Source organism: Stenotrophomonas sp. DDT-1 (assembly GCF_001580555.1).
GTDB lineage: Bacteria > Pseudomonadota > Gammaproteobacteria > Xanthomonadales > Xanthomonadaceae > Stenotrophomonas > Stenotrophomonas sepilia.
In genome coordinates, this window is record NZ_LEKR01000005.1 from 112,423 (window position 1) to 124,993 (window position 12,571).

The 12,571-nt window shown below is 66.9% G+C and carries 15 protein-coding genes and 1 riboswitch; of the genes, 4 read left to right on the forward strand and 11 right to left on the reverse strand.

Features of this window, described 5'->3' with window-relative positions; genetic code table 11:
• The first annotated feature begins 481 nt into the window (after positions 1–481).
• Positions 482–892 carry a hypothetical protein gene (locus AB839_RS04220; protein ID WP_061478409.1) on the forward strand — a complete coding sequence of 137 codons (411 nt, stop codon included), beginning with the start codon at positions 482–484 and terminating at the stop codon, positions 890–892.
• 190 nt (positions 893–1,082) lie between these two features.
• On the opposite strand, the gene thiL is transcribed toward AB839_RS04220, so the two are convergent.
• The 5 genes from thiL to AB839_RS04245 form a co-directional block, all read right to left on the reverse strand.
• Positions 1,083–2,045 (reverse strand): thiamine-phosphate kinase, encoded by a 963-nt coding sequence (gene thiL / locus AB839_RS04225; protein ID WP_061478410.1) that lies wholly within the window; start codon positions 2,043–2,045, stop codon positions 1,083–1,085.
• A gap of 125 nt (positions 2,046–2,170) precedes the next feature.
• A complete protein-coding gene (nusB, locus tag AB839_RS04230; protein ID WP_005415268.1) occupies positions 2,171–2,650 on the reverse strand; it encodes a transcription antitermination factor NusB in 480 nt (159 codons plus the stop codon).
• Positions 2,647–3,114, reverse strand: a complete 468-nt coding sequence (gene ribH, locus AB839_RS04235) for a 6,7-dimethyl-8-ribityllumazine synthase (protein WP_010481977.1) — start codon at positions 3,112–3,114, stop codon at positions 2,647–2,649. The genes nusB and ribH overlap by 4 nt, the downstream gene beginning before the upstream one ends.
• A 231-nt stretch (positions 3,115–3,345) precedes the next feature.
• Positions 3,346–4,446 carry a 3,4-dihydroxy-2-butanone-4-phosphate synthase gene (gene ribB / locus AB839_RS04240; RefSeq protein WP_061478411.1) on the reverse strand — a complete coding sequence of 367 codons (1,101 nt, stop codon included), beginning with the start codon at positions 4,444–4,446 and terminating at the stop codon, positions 3,346–3,348.
• Positions 4,443–5,069 (reverse strand): riboflavin synthase, encoded by a 627-nt coding sequence (locus AB839_RS04245; RefSeq protein WP_061478412.1) that lies wholly within the window; start codon positions 5,067–5,069, stop codon positions 4,443–4,445. Before AB839_RS04245 ends, ribB begins: the two co-directional genes overlap by 4 nt.
• Before the next feature lie 77 nt (positions 5,070–5,146).
• Positions 5,147–5,292, reverse strand: a riboswitch (FMN riboswitch).
• 187 nt (positions 5,293–5,479) lie between these two features.
• Between AB839_RS04245 and AB839_RS04250 the strand changes: the two genes are divergently transcribed.
• From AB839_RS04250 to AB839_RS04260, 3 genes are all read left to right on the forward strand, one after another.
• Positions 5,480–6,103: a hypothetical protein gene (locus AB839_RS04250; protein WP_061478413.1), complete on the forward strand. Its 624-nt coding sequence runs from the start codon at positions 5,480–5,482 to the stop codon at positions 6,101–6,103.
• 151 nt (positions 6,104–6,254) lie between these two features.
• Positions 6,255–7,154, forward strand: coding sequence for a hypothetical protein (locus AB839_RS04255; protein WP_061478414.1), 900 nt, complete (start codon positions 6,255–6,257; stop codon positions 7,152–7,154).
• Positions 7,155–7,289: 135 nt separating this feature from the next.
• On the forward strand, positions 7,290–7,679 hold the full coding sequence (locus AB839_RS04260; protein WP_061478445.1) for a hypothetical protein: 390 nt from the start codon (positions 7,290–7,292) through the stop codon (positions 7,677–7,679).
• A 35-nt stretch (positions 7,680–7,714) separates the two neighbouring features.
• Here AB839_RS04260 and ribD read toward each other — a convergent pair whose 3' ends face one another.
• The 6 genes from ribD to AB839_RS04290 all read right to left on the reverse strand — a co-directional run bounded on the left by ribD (position 7,715) and on the right by AB839_RS04290 (position 12,455).
• On the reverse strand, positions 7,715–8,800 hold the full coding sequence (gene ribD, locus AB839_RS04265) for a bifunctional diaminohydroxyphosphoribosylaminopyrimidine deaminase/5-amino-6-(5-phosphoribosylamino)uracil reductase RibD (protein WP_061478415.1): 1,086 nt from the start codon (positions 8,798–8,800) through the stop codon (positions 7,715–7,717).
• Between the two features lie 121 nt (positions 8,801–8,921).
• Positions 8,922–9,443: a transcriptional regulator NrdR gene (nrdR, locus tag AB839_RS04270; RefSeq protein WP_005415256.1), complete on the reverse strand. Its 522-nt coding sequence runs from the start codon at positions 9,441–9,443 to the stop codon at positions 8,922–8,924.
• Positions 9,444–9,592: 149 nt separating this feature from the next.
• Complete coding sequence (locus AB839_RS04275; protein ID WP_061478416.1) at positions 9,593–10,042, reverse strand: hypothetical protein; 450 nt, start codon at positions 10,040–10,042, stop codon at positions 9,593–9,595.
• Between the two features lie 27 nt (positions 10,043–10,069).
• Complete coding sequence (locus AB839_RS04280) at positions 10,070–10,489, reverse strand: hypothetical protein (protein ID WP_061478417.1); 420 nt, start codon at positions 10,487–10,489, stop codon at positions 10,070–10,072.
• A 67-nt stretch (positions 10,490–10,556) separates the two neighbouring features.
• Positions 10,557–11,810: a serine hydroxymethyltransferase gene (gene glyA / locus AB839_RS04285; protein ID WP_061478418.1), complete on the reverse strand. Its 1,254-nt coding sequence runs from the start codon at positions 11,808–11,810 to the stop codon at positions 10,557–10,559.
• A 186-nt stretch (positions 11,811–11,996) separates the two neighbouring features.
• Entirely contained in the window at positions 11,997–12,455 is a 459-nt protein-coding gene (locus tag AB839_RS04290; protein WP_061478419.1) for an RcnB family protein, read from the reverse strand.
• Positions 12,456–12,571 lie beyond the last annotated feature (116 nt).

Genomic DNA, 12,571 nt, shown 5'->3' on the forward strand with positions numbered 1-12,571 from the left:
AGCCTGACGCGCGAGCCATCTTCTGTAGAGCCGAGCCCATGCTCGGCTGCTTTGCGGCCAGATCGGGCTGTACCCCGTGCATTGCGCTATGAGCCGAGCATGGGCTCGGCTCTACATGATTTGTCGCAATTGACGCGCCCCCGTTGCGAGCGGAGCATCTGCAACGTTTTCGAGTTTTCCAAGAATTCTCATTGGCAGCACTGGCCCTTCATGCAAATCATGTAGCGCCACCGACAACGGGTGGCACGGGCTTCCAATCCCGTTAGGTTGATGTGTTGGTTACGCTTGCCTGCCGGCGTCGCTCTTTCCTTGTTGGGTGGCGTCGGCAGGCATTCTGTCCGCGCTTACATGGCGGGCGGTGCGTGGGGGCCTCGTGCCCGCCGGCGCTTCTACATCGACCTCCGGTATTGGAACCATGCACCGTCCGCCACCCCCGCTGTTAAGCAGGGTGGCCCCTTGCCGCTTGCACAAGGACGCCGCCATGACCGCTTCCCCTTACCCGCACCTGTTCGCCACCCTGGGCGAGGCCGCCACGCGCCTGCCCGATGACCTGGCCCGCACGCTGGAAGACACCTTCGTTGCGCTGCAGACCGGTAACAGCCCTGGCGCCATCACCCTGCAGGCCTGCCTGCAGTACATCCGCCAAGGCGATGCCGCCGATGGCCAGCCGTGGCCCGGCAGCAACCGCACACCCGGGCAGCGCCTGGCCTTGGCGCGCATCGACCGCGCCAATGCGGGGCTGAGTTTCCTGCTGGAACTGCTGCACGCCACCGAACGCGTGCGCGTGGACGGGGATATCGACCAGCACATGGATGACGGCGCGCGCGAAGGGCTGTTGCTGGCCTGCCGTGGGCTGGCCGAGTATGTGGATGTGCAGTTGCGGGCGGTGTGATGGCATCTGTAGAGCCGAGCCCACGCTCGGCTCATCACGATCCAATCGGATTGCAGCCGAGCGTGGGCTCGGCTCTACAAATGCCACGTCAACCAGAATAGTGCGCACTCGGGGTCAGAGCCCTTTGCGGCGCAAAGGGATCTGACCCCACCTCGGAAGGTTGGCACCCAGCAGTGCAGTACCGCTGCGGCTACGCGAAGTGCTGGTAACCGCCGTCGGCGGCTTCGCCGTCCACGTGCACGCCCTGCCCTTCGGCGATTCGGCCGATGCGGGTAAGCGGCACGTCCAGCGATTCGGCCAGGTAGTGCAGCGCGTCGCGCTGGTCGGCAGCCGCTGTGAAACACAGCTCGTAGTCGTCGCCCCCGCGCAGTGCGCAGTCGCGTGCAGCGTCGCGGCCGAGCAGTTCACGCAGCGCGTGCGAGATCGGCAGCGAATCGGCATCCACATGCGCGGCCACGTTGCTGCGCGTGGCGATATGACCGAGGTCGGCCAGCAGGCCGTCGGACACATCCACCGCCGCGTGCGCGAAGGCCCGCAGGCGTAGGCCCAGGGTCACGCGCGGCGTCGGCCGCAGCAGGCGCAGGCGCAGGCTTTCGTAGTCGGCCAGCAGCGTGGCGGTGGCGATGCTCAACGCACCTTGTTGCCACAGGCGCAGCGCGCCGGCGGCATCGCCCAGCGTGCCACTGACCCAGATGTCATCGCCTGCCTGTGCGCGGTCGCGCCGCAGGGCCTGGCCGCGGCCGACCTGGCCCATCGCGGTGACCGACAGCGAGAGCGGGCCGCGCGTGGTGTCACCACCGATCAGCGCGATGTCGTGCTGGTCGGCCAGGGCGAAGAAGCCATCGGCGAAGGCCTCGATCCAGTCTTCAGAGGCCTCCGGCAATGACAGGGCCAGCGTGCACCACGCCGGGCGCGCGCCCATCGCGGCCAGGTCCGACAGATTGACCGCCAGGGTCTTCCAGCCGATGTCGAAGGCCGGGGTTTCCACCGGGAAGTGCACGCCGCTGTTGAGCGTGTCGGCGGTGACCACCAGCTGTTCGTTGGCGCGCGGCTGCAACAGCGCGGCGTCATCGCCGATGCCGAGCAGGATGTCGTCGCGCTCGAGGGTACGGGCGCGGATGCGGTCGATGAGGGCGAATTCGGCCAGGGACATGAGGCGTTCTGCTTTCTTGTAGAGCCGAGCCATGCTCGGCTGCATTTCGATCACGCGCCGCACCGCCGGACGCAACCGTGCGCTGCACGGTGAGCCGAGCATGGCTCGGCTCTACAGGAATCGGGTCAGTGACCCGATTCGACCTTGCGCCATTCCACGGCGGCACGATCCAGCACGCCGTTGACGTAGGTATGGCCATGTTCGGAACCGAAACGCTTGGCCGATTCGATCGCTTCGTTGATCACCACGCGATACGGCACGTCCAGGCGGTAGCGCAGTTCGTAGGCGGCCAGGCGCAGCACCGCGCGTTCGATCGCATCCACTTCCTCGATGCCACGGTCCAGGTACGGCCCGAGCGCTTCGTCGATGTCGCGACGGTTGTCGAGCACGCCGTGCACCAGCGCCTCGAAGTACGCCAGGTCGGCAATTTCGCGGGCCTGCTCGTGGGCGAACTGGGCGATCAGCGACTGTGCGTTGCCGCCGGAGATCTGCCAGGCGTAGATGGCCTGCACGGCACGACGGCGGGCGCGCGAGCGCAGCACCGGATCGACGCCATCGCGGCGGACGGGTTTACCGGAGGGCTTGCCCTGGGTGTTCTTGTTCATGGCAGTTGCTCCAGCAGATTGACCATTTCCAGTGCGGCGAGTGCGACTTCCTCGCCCTTGTTGCCGTGGCTGCCGCCTGCACGGGCCTCGGCGTCTTCAACGCGTTCCACCGCCAGCACGCCGTTCAGTACCGGCACGCCGAAATCCAGCTGCACGCGCATCAGGCCCTCGGCGCAGCGGTCGGCCACGTGCTCGTAATGACGGGTATCGCCACGGATCACGCAACCCAGGGTGAGGATGGCGGCGTGTTCGTGGGCGGCGGCCAGGCGTGCGGCCACCAGCGGCAGTTCCCAGGCTCCCGGCACGCGGATCACGTCGATGTTGGCTTCGGTGATGCCGTTGCCTGCCAAGCTCTGGCGGGCGCCAGCGACCAGCGTGTCGGTGATGCGGGCATTCCAACGGCTGGCCAGGATGGCGAAGCGCGCCGATTCGGGAGTGCGAAGATCGCCTTCGTAGTGGCTCATATGCGGCTTGGGGGACTCGATAAGGGGGTAATTCTAGCGTGGATGGGCCCCGGCCGTGGCTGGCGGGGCCCAGGGCTGTGCCGACCAACGGTCGGCACCCACCACGGGCAGGGCATGGTCGGCACCCACCACAGGTAGGGCATGGTCGGCACCCACCACAGGTAGGGCATGGTCGGCACCCACCAGAGGGCAGACGGTGGGTGCCGACCGTTGGTCGGCACGCCAAGCGGCTTACAGAGTGACCGTCTCCACCACTTCCAGGCCGTAACCGGCCAGGCCGATCTGGCGGCGCGGGGTGCCCAGCACGCGCAGCTTGCCCAGCCCCAGGTCGGACAGGATCTGCGCGCCGGCACCGTTGCGCCGCCACTGGCCCACGTCCTTATCCTTGCCCGGCACCACCGGCGCCGGCTGCTGGCGCAGGCGGGCCAGCAGGGCTTCGCCATCGCGCGGGGCCGACAGCACCACCATCACGCCTGCGCCCTCGGCATCGATCGCCCGCAGGGCGTCGGTAGCCGCCACGCCGAAGTCGTCACGGCGCCAGTGCAGCAGGTCGGCCAGCGGGTTTTCCACCTGTACGCGCACCAAAGTCGGGGTCTGCGCATCCGGGGCACCCCGGACCAGCGCGAAGTGCAGGTCGTGGGCGATGCGGTCGCGGTAGGTCACCAGCTTGAACGGGCCGAATTCGGTGTCGATGTCGCGCTCGTCCACACGTTCAACAGTCTTTTCGGTGGCCAGGCGGTAGGCGATCAGGTCGGCGATGGAGCCCATCTTCAGGCCGTGCTCGCGCGCGAACACTTCCAGCTCCGGGCGACGCGCCATGCTGCCATCCGGGTTCAGGATCTCCACCAGCACACCGGCCGGTTCCAGCCCGGCCAGCATGGCCAGGTCGACGCCGGCTTCGGTATGGCCGGCGCGGGTCAGCACGCCGCCCGGCTGGGCGATCAGCGGGAAGATGTGGCCCGGCTGATGCAGGTCCGACGGCTTGGCATTGGGCTTCACCGCGGTGCGGATGGTGTGGGCGCGGTCGTGGGCCGAGATGCCGGTGGTAACGCCCTCGGCGGCCTCGATGCTGACCGTGAAGTTGGTCTGGAACTGCGCGGTATTGGCCTGCACCATCGGCGCCAGGCCGAGGTCGGCGGCGCGGGTGCGGGTCAGCGGCAGGCACACCAGGCCACGGCCGTGGGTGACCATGAAGTTGATGTCCGACGGCTTGACCAGTTCGGCGGCCATGATCAGGTCGCCTTCGTTCTCGCGGTCTTCGTCATCGACGATGACCACCATGCGGCCCAGGCGGATGTCTTCCAGGATCTCCGGAATCGGGGCGAAGTTCATGCTGCGTCTCCCTGTGGGTGCTGACCGTTGGTCGGCACACCCATCAATCGCTCGACGTAACGGGCGACCAGATCGATTTCAAGATTGACCGCGCTGCCCACGCCGGTGGCGGAGAAGGCGGTGTTGGCCACGGTGTGCGGAATGAGGGCGACTTCAAAGCCTTCATCGTCCACTTCGTTGACGGTGAGGCTGACGCCGTCCACGCAGATCGAACCCTTCCTGGCGATGTAGCGGCGCAGCGAGGCCGGCGCGGCGAAGCGCCAGCGCTGGGCACGTGCATCTTCGTGGATGGACAACACCTGGCCGAGGCCGTCGACGTGGCCGCTGACCAGATGGCCGCCGAGGCGGTCGGTCGGGCGCATGGCGCGCTCCAGGTTGATGACCGCACCCTCGCCCAGCTGGCCCAGCGTGGTCAGGCCCAGAGTCTCGGTGGACGCATCGGCCTGGAAGCTGCGGGCGTCGAATGCGATGACGGTGAGGCAGACGCCGTTGATGGCAATGCTCTCGCCCATCTGCACGTTGTCGAACGGCAGATTCCCGACATTGAAGGTGAAGCGGACATCGCCGCCGATGGATTCACGTGCGGCCAGACGGCCGACGCCTTCGATGATTCCAGTAAACAAGAAACGTTCTCCGCGAAAAGTGAGCGAAAAACGCCGCAAGGCAAACAGGCGGGCGCAGGGCCGCGAAGGCCCTGTGGCACCGTCTTCTTTCATCCGGACTATGACCGTCGGCTCCGGCATTGGACCGGATCTGCTGACCCCCGGCCGTGGGCCGGAGCGCTCGCGGGCTCGTGCTTGCGCACCTACCGCCGGTGGGGAGTTGCACCCCGCCCTGAAGACGTTTGTGTACCGGCGAACCGGCGTGGCCAGTGTACCAGCCCGGGCTGAACGGGGCTGGATGCCACAGCTGTGACGGCCGTCGCTCGCAATTTGTAAAACTTTCATTAAAATTCGCAGCGGACGACATGAGGTCGCCCACGGGTAGCCGAGAGGGCTGGCCCGCCAATGGACTGAAATTCACAGGAATTCCCATGCGCAAGATGCTGATCGTGGCCGCCCTGCTGGCCGCCGCCCCGCTCTCGGCTTCGGCCGACGCCCTGAGCTACACCTACGTCGAAGGCGGTTGGACGCAGGTCAAGGTTGACGACAACGCACTGGACGACCCGAAGGTCGACGGCGGCTACCTGCGTGGTTCCGTGGCGATCGCCGAACAGGTCCATGTGTTCGGTGGTTGGACCTACGCCAGCAAGTCGTACAACTACGACTACGGCTCCTACAAGCTGAAGCTGAACCAGCCGGAGCTGGGCATCGGCTACCACATGCCGTGGACCGACCGCGTCGACTTTACCGCTGACGCCGCCTGGGTCCGCCAGCAGGCCGAAATCACCGTCAACTCCGATTTCTACGGTCGCCTGCGCAACAAGGACCACACCAACCTGGGCCGCGTCACCATGGGCATCCGTGGCAAGCCGTCGCGCATGACCGAAGGTTGGGTCAAGGCCGGTTACATGGACGGCGGCAACAACTTCAAGGGCACCTGGGTCGGCACCGTCGGCGGCCAGATCAACTTCACCAAGACCTGGGGTCTGGTGGGCGAGATCTCCGGCTACCGCGACGTCACCCAGTACTCGGCCGGCGTCCGCGCCAGCTTCTGATCCAACGATCGCTCCTCGTCGTGCGATCGAACGGGCCCCGCAAGGGGCCCGTTTTTTTTTGCCCCGCGCGCCGGCACGTGATCACAGGGCACCGTCGGGCCCGCGCAAAGATGCGCTAGGCTTGCGCGCCTCTGGAACAGGAAACACCGTCATGAAGACTCCCCTGCGTACCCTGCTGGCCAGCGCTCTGCTGGCTGCCCCGCTGCTGGCTGCCCCGCTGCTGGCCAGCGCCGCCCCGGCCACGCTGACGCCCGAACAGGCCTTCGATCTGTATGCCCGCGTCCTGCTGGAAGACGACGCCGCCGCGACCCGCACCCTCAACGATGCGCTGAAGCCCGCCTTCGACGGCCAGGACGCGGTAACCCCGAACCCGGGCGCATTGGCCAAGGCGCTGGCCGAACCGTGGCAGGTCGTGCTTGCCAGCACCGGCGCAAAGGCCGACGCGGCCGCCACCGAAGCGCTGTATGCCAAGGCGCTGCGTGATTCGAAGTGCCGCGCGACCGAGAGCGTGATCGAAGACAACGAGTACGTGGAAGACCAGAAGCTGGCGCGGATCACCTTCAGCTGCCAAATGCCCGACCTGGGCAAGGTACGTCCGCTGTTCGCCGCCAGCCTTGCCTCCGACGCCAGCCCGGCTTCGCGCAAGCAGTTCACCGACGCTTACAGCCAGGCGCTGCAGAGTGGCGCGCGCGTGCCGGTCAGCGGCACCTTCACCCTGTACCCGGCCAAGGACAACGGCTACTGGTACAGCGGCAACTTCGATGATCTGGTGGGCACCGTGACCGGGGCGCTGGCACCGTTCGAGGACTGGATGCAGGACGCGCAGGCGGCCAACGCGCCAAAAGTGACCGGCGTACCCGGCTGCGACCTGCTGCTGCAGCAGCACCGCAGCTGCGTGGCGAAGATCGCACCCGACCAGATCAGCGGCGTGGATGCGATGGCCGAGGAGCTGAAGGCCAAGGCACAGGTCAATTCAGCCGATGAGATGACGCAGGAGTGCAAGGCGCTGCGCCCGATCGCCGAGATGATGTGGACCGACGAGTGCACGTAAGCCACCTGTAGAGCCGAGCCCGTGCTCGGCTCTCGGTCGCGGATGGCGAATGCATCCGCACTTTCAGAACCGTTGCATGGCCCTGGGTCGCCTGCATGGTCAATGCTGTTGCCCTCTTCCACCGGGGGCAACCGCATGAAACACCGTATGACGTCGACCGCGATCATGGTGCTGGCGCTGATGGCGTCCTGGCAGGCCGAGGCGTCCAGGTTCAAAGCCACCAAGATTTTCGTCGTCCAACCCTCAGTCGCCTTCGAGTCGACCCAGCTGAGCGACAGGCATCTGGATGCGTGGATGAGCGAAGACGACGACTGCCACGCGTTCCTGATGTATCACGACCAATGTGCCGTGCTGGTACTGCCCCATGAGTATGACGACGGGTTTACGCGTCGCCAGCTGCGGTTGAAGGCCAGGCAACTGCCGGGCGAGGCACTGGGCGCGTACTGCCGCGACCTGCATGCGCGGTGGAAGCAGCAGTGGAAGGGCCAGTGCCCCGTCGGCGAAGAAGAGGACGAATCAACCTGACGCCGAGGGCGCAGCCCCTGCTCTGCGCTGGTCCCTCACGGCCGCAGCAGCAGCCGGATGTCTTCGCCTACCTGCCGCTGATCGACCACGCGCAGGCGACGCTGCTGGTCCATCGCCTCGATGCCGAGACCGGCCAGCAGCGGACGACCGTTATCGCCCAGCAGCGTGGGCGCCTGATACAGCAGCAGTTCGTCCACCCAGCCAGCACGCAGCAGCGCACCGGCCAGTGTCGCGCCGGCTTCGGTATGCACCTCGTTGATGCCCCGCTCGGCCAGCAGCGCCAGCACTACACCCAGATCCAACCGCCCATCAACGCTCGGCACACTGGCGAATTCGGCATCGGCCGCATCCGGTGCGCTCACCGCCGCATCGTGCAGGTACAGCGTCGGGGCCCCGCCTTCGCGCACGCGGCTGCATTCGAGCGAACGCAGGCGCGAATCGAGCACCACCCGCAGCGGTGGCATCACCTCGGTATCGGCCAGGCGCACGGTCAGCATCGGGTCGTCGGCCAGCACGGTATCGGCGCCAGTCAGGATCGCACCGGCGCGAGCGCGCCAGTGCTGCACGTCTTCGCGCGCGGCCGGACCGGTAATCCACTTGGAGCTGCCGTCGGCCATCGCGGTACGGCCATCCAGGCTGGCGGCCAGCTTCACCCGCAGCCACGGGCGGTTGCGCTCCACGCGCGACAGATAACCCTTGTTGAGCTCGCGCGCCTGTGCCGCCATCAGCCCTTCGACAACTTCGATGCCGGCATTGCGCAGCAGATCGAAGCCACCGCCATCGACCTTGGGGAACGGATCGCGCATCGCCGCGACCACGCGCGACACGCCCGCTTCGATCAGTGCCAGCGCACACGGCGGCGTGCGCCCGTAGTGCGCGCAGGGTTCCAGGGTGACGTAGGCGGTGGCGCCACGGGCGTCGCTGCCGGCCTCGCGCAGCGCGAACACTTCAGCATGCGGGCCACCGGCGCGCTGGTGCCAGCCCTGCCCGACCACGCGTTCGCCATGGGCGATCACGCAGCCGACCATCGGATTGGGGCGGGTGGTGTAGGCGGCACGCTCGGCCAGGCGCAGTGCGTTGGCCATGTGCAGGTGGTCGAGGACGGAGAACGAAGTGGTCATGCGGCCATGGTAACGCCGCCGGTGTTGATCCATGCCGTCAGTGCCAACCAACGGTTGGCACCCACCAGTGAATGCGGCCATCGGTGCCAACCAAGGTTGGCATCTACCAGGGAAAAGGCGGTCAGCCCTTCTTCTTCTTGGTCAGGGCGATCACATCGCCCAGCAGCTGCAGCTGTTCGGTGCTGGACGGCAGGTCGCGCTCGAGCTTCTCGATCTCCTCGCGGAAATCGGCCACGTCCTCGAAGCTGCGGTACACCGAAGCGAAGCGCACGTAGCCCACGTGGTCGAGCTTGCGCAGTTCGTTCATGACGAACTCGCCAACCTTGATCGAGGGCACTTCGCGCTCGCCGCTGATGCGCAGCTGGTGCACCACCGCGCGTACCGCCGCCTCGATCTTGTCTTCGGGCACCGCGCGCTTCTGCAGCGCGCGGTCGAACCCCGCGCGGACCTTGCGCTGGTCGAACGCTTCGCGGGTGCCATCGCTCTTGACGATGGCCGGCAGCTTCAGCTCGACCGTTTCCAGGGTGCTGAAGCGCTCGCCGCAGGCTTCGCATTCCCGCCGACGGCGAATCGTCGCGCCGTCTTCAGAGACGCGCGAGTCGATGACCCGGGTATCGGCATGTTGGCAGAAGGGGCAATGCATGGAACGCCTGGCTCAGGGAAGTACCTATTGCCACGGTCATGGCAGCGTCGCAAAGGTACCTGAGAAAGGGCCCCGCAGCAAATGCTGTCTGCGCGGAAGTGCCTGCATTTCGGCCGAACAGAGCCTCCAGCGCGGTCAGCGCTGTGCGCTCAACCGGGTGTCGGCGGCACCGAGGCTGCGCGTGCCCAGCGCAGCCACACCAGGTGCCCGGCCATCACCAGCAACGGTGGGCCAAAGCCGAGGAAGGCCAATGTCGAGATCTCCCCGTGCTTGAAGGTGAAGTACAGCGTGGCGGCAACCACGGCCAACGCGGCCAGCACGCCCAGCGCCAGGCCGGCCCAGGCGGCAACCGGTGATTGGCGCAGGCCGGCAACACCGCGCCACAGGAACAGTCCGCTCAGCCACAACCACGACAGCAGGCCGATGATTCCCGCCGACGACCACAGCAGCAACAGCGTGTGCTCGTCGCCCGTCAGGTACTTGCCGTCCCATACGACCATCAGCCCCAGCACGGCACCCGTGCCGCCTGCCGCCACGGTGGGCAGGCCTACCAGCAGGCCGGCGATCGCCATCCAGCGTTTGTGCAGACGCTCATCCACGCGTTCGATTCCCTTCCATGGGCCACGTCATGCGCAGCGTTTGATCCACACCAGCATCGCAGCCGGCACCAGCATCGACGGGCCCAGCAGCAACAGGGTGATGCCTTCGGCGTGCACGGTGACGCCCCACCACAGCGCCAGCCCCAGCGGGGGCAAGGCGGCGAGACCGCCCGCCAGCAGCATCCACCACCAGAGACGGTGCACGTGCAGCCCGGCACGCCCCTGCATCAGAAAACCCGCACTGAGCCACAACCAGGCCAGGCAGCCGGCAATGCCGGCCAGGCCCCACAGCGGCATCACCGTCACCGAGGCCAGCGTGCCGTGACCGAACTGGCCCAGCCCCATCAGCAGCAGCATGGTCGCTGCCGCGCCGCCCATCACCAGGCTGGGCAGGCCAAGCAGCACCGCCAGGGCGGTGTACAGATACTTGAGGTGGCGCTCATCCATGCGCGGTTACTCCAATGCTGGGGTCAGAGCCCTTCCCTGCGGGAAGGGATCCGACCCCACTCCCCGATCAGCCGTAGACCGGGTACTTGCGGCACTGCGCGCTAACCGCGTCGCGCACGCGGGCGATGACGGCGTCATCGTTCGGCGCGTCGAGCACGTCGGCGATCCAGTTGGCCAGGTCCACGCAGTCCTGTTCGACGTAGCCACGGGTGGTCACCGCCGGAGTGCCCAGGCGCAGGCCCGAGGTCACGAACGGCGAACGCGGGTCGTTCGGCACCGAGTTCTTGTTGACAGTGATGTGGGCCTTGCCCAGCGCCGCTTCCGCGTCCTTGCCGGACACGTCCTTGCCGATCATGTCCACCAGCATGAGGTGGTTCTGGGTGCCACCGGAGACGATCTTGTAGCCGCGCGCGATCAGCGTGTTGGCCATCGCCTGGGCGTTCTTCACCACCTGCTGCTGGTAGGCCTTGAAGCCCGGTTCCAGCGCTTCCTTGAAGGCAACGGCCTTACCGGCGATGACGTGCATCAGCGGACCACCCTGGATGCCCGGGAACACGATCGACTGCAGCTTCTTGACCAGGTCCTCATCGGCACCCTTGGCGATGATGATGCCGCCGCGCGGGCCGCGCAGGGTCTTGTGGGTAGTGGAGGTGACGACGTGGGCGTGGTCCAGCGGGCTCGGGTAGACGCCGGCGGCGACCAGGCCGGCGACATGGGCCATGTCCACGAACAGGTAGGCACCGACCTTGTCGGCGATGGCGCGGAAGCGCGCCCAGTCGATCACCTGCGAGTAGGCCGAGAAGCCGGCCACGACCATCTTCGGCTTGTGCTCCAGGGCCAGGCGCTCGACTTCGTCGTAATCGATCAGGCCCTGGTCGTTGACGCCGTACTGCACGGCGTTGAACAGCTTGCCCGAGGCATTGACCTTGGCACCGTGGGTGAGGTGGCCGCCGTGGGCCAGGCTCATGCCGAGGATGGTGTCACCCGGCTGCAGCAGGGCGAAGTACACGGCCTGGTTGGCCTGCGAACCGCTGTGCGGCTGCACGTTGGCGTAGTCCGCGCCGAACAGCTGCTTGAGGCGATCGATCGCCAGCTGCTCGGCGATGTCCACGTATTCGCAGCCACCGTAGTAGCGCTTGCCCGGGTAGCCTTCGGCGTACTTGTTGGTCAGCTGGCTGCCCTGGGCTTCCATCACCGCCGGGCTGGTGTAGTTCTCGCTGGCGATCAGCTCGACGTGGTCTTCCTGGCGCTGGGTCTCAGCGGCGATGGCGTTGGCCAGTTCGGGATCGTAGGTTTCGATGCGGACGTCACGCGGGAACATCGGGTACTCCAGCAGGCAGGGAAAGGGGTACGGCTCAGCCCATGATTGTAGCCCCGCACCGGCCTGCCGGGGCCGAAAAGGCCGGGGCCGGCACTCCCGAAGGAATCCGGCCCCGTATGGTTTCGAGTGACATTGTGGGATCACAGCCCTTTCCGTTGGAAAGGGATCCGACCCCGGCCGCGATCCTCAGCGACTGTTGATGATGTAGTCGGCGATGATGCCGGTCGCCACCGCCACCAGCAGCATGTTGCCGCGGTCGTCGCGGATCCAGTGGTGCCCATACGGCGGGCGGCGCAGGTGGTAGCGCGGGTAGTCGTTCACCACATAGATCGGGCCGCGGTAATAATCGCGGTAGCGGTGGCCGACCTTCCAGCCGTAGCCCGGGCCGTAGGCCGGGCGGTAGACCACGCGCGGCGGCGGCGGGGCCGGGCGGTAGTAGCGGTCGTGGTCGCGGTGCCAGTCGCGGCGTGCCTCGCGGCGGTCGCGTTCCCAGTCACGGCGGTCCTGTCGCCATTCGCGGCGGTCCTCGCGCCACTCGCGGCGGTCATGGCCGCGACGGTGGTCGTTGTCGGCAAAGGCCGGGGCCACCGCGCCGAGCGCCAGCACAGAGGCCACGGCGCTGGCCATTACTCGATTGATGCGCATGTCAGACCTCTGCTTGGGTGGTGGTGAGCCCATATTGCGCACCCGATCTGAACCGTTTCCGGCTGGAAACGCTTCCCGCTGCAGGACTGTGACGAAGTATTCAGGCCACGGCCAGC

Excerpts from the sequence above, each read along its gene's own strand:
- ribB (WP_061478411.1), bottom strand. The coding sequence starts at position 4,446 with ATGAACTTCGCCCCGATTCCGGAGATCCTGGAAGACATCCGCCTGGGC.
- nusB (WP_005415268.1), bottom strand. The coding sequence starts at position 2,650 with ATGAACAAGAACACCCAGGGCAAGCCCTCCGGTAAACCCGTCCGCCGC.
- nrdR (WP_005415256.1), bottom strand. The coding sequence starts at position 9,443 with ATGCATTGCCCCTTCTGCCAACATGCCGATACCCGGGTCATCGACTCG.
- AB839_RS04255 (WP_061478414.1), top strand. The coding sequence starts at position 6,255 with ATGAAGACTCCCCTGCGTACCCTGCTGGCCAGCGCTCTGCTGGCTGCC.
- AB839_RS04250 (WP_061478413.1), top strand. The coding sequence starts at position 5,480 with ATGCGCAAGATGCTGATCGTGGCCGCCCTGCTGGCCGCCGCCCCGCTC.
- ribH (WP_010481977.1), bottom strand. The coding sequence starts at position 3,114 with ATGAGCCACTACGAAGGCGATCTTCGCACTCCCGAATCGGCGCGCTTC.
- ribD (WP_061478415.1), bottom strand. The coding sequence starts at position 8,800 with ATGACCACTTCGTTCTCCGTCCTCGACCACCTGCACATGGCCAACGCA.
- AB839_RS04280 (WP_061478417.1), bottom strand. The coding sequence starts at position 10,489 with ATGGATGAGCGCCACCTCAAGTATCTGTACACCGCCCTGGCGGTGCTG.
- AB839_RS04260 (WP_061478445.1), top strand. The coding sequence starts at position 7,290 with ATGAAACACCGTATGACGTCGACCGCGATCATGGTGCTGGCGCTGATG.
- AB839_RS04220 (WP_061478409.1), top strand. The coding sequence starts at position 482 with ATGACCGCTTCCCCTTACCCGCACCTGTTCGCCACCCTGGGCGAGGCC.
- thiL (WP_061478410.1), bottom strand. The coding sequence starts at position 2,045 with ATGTCCCTGGCCGAATTCGCCCTCATCGACCGCATCCGCGCCCGTACC.
- AB839_RS04290 (WP_061478419.1), bottom strand. The coding sequence starts at position 12,455 with ATGCGCATCAATCGAGTAATGGCCAGCGCCGTGGCCTCTGTGCTGGCG.
- glyA (WP_061478418.1), bottom strand. The coding sequence starts at position 11,810 with ATGTTCCCGCGTGACGTCCGCATCGAAACCTACGATCCCGAACTGGCC.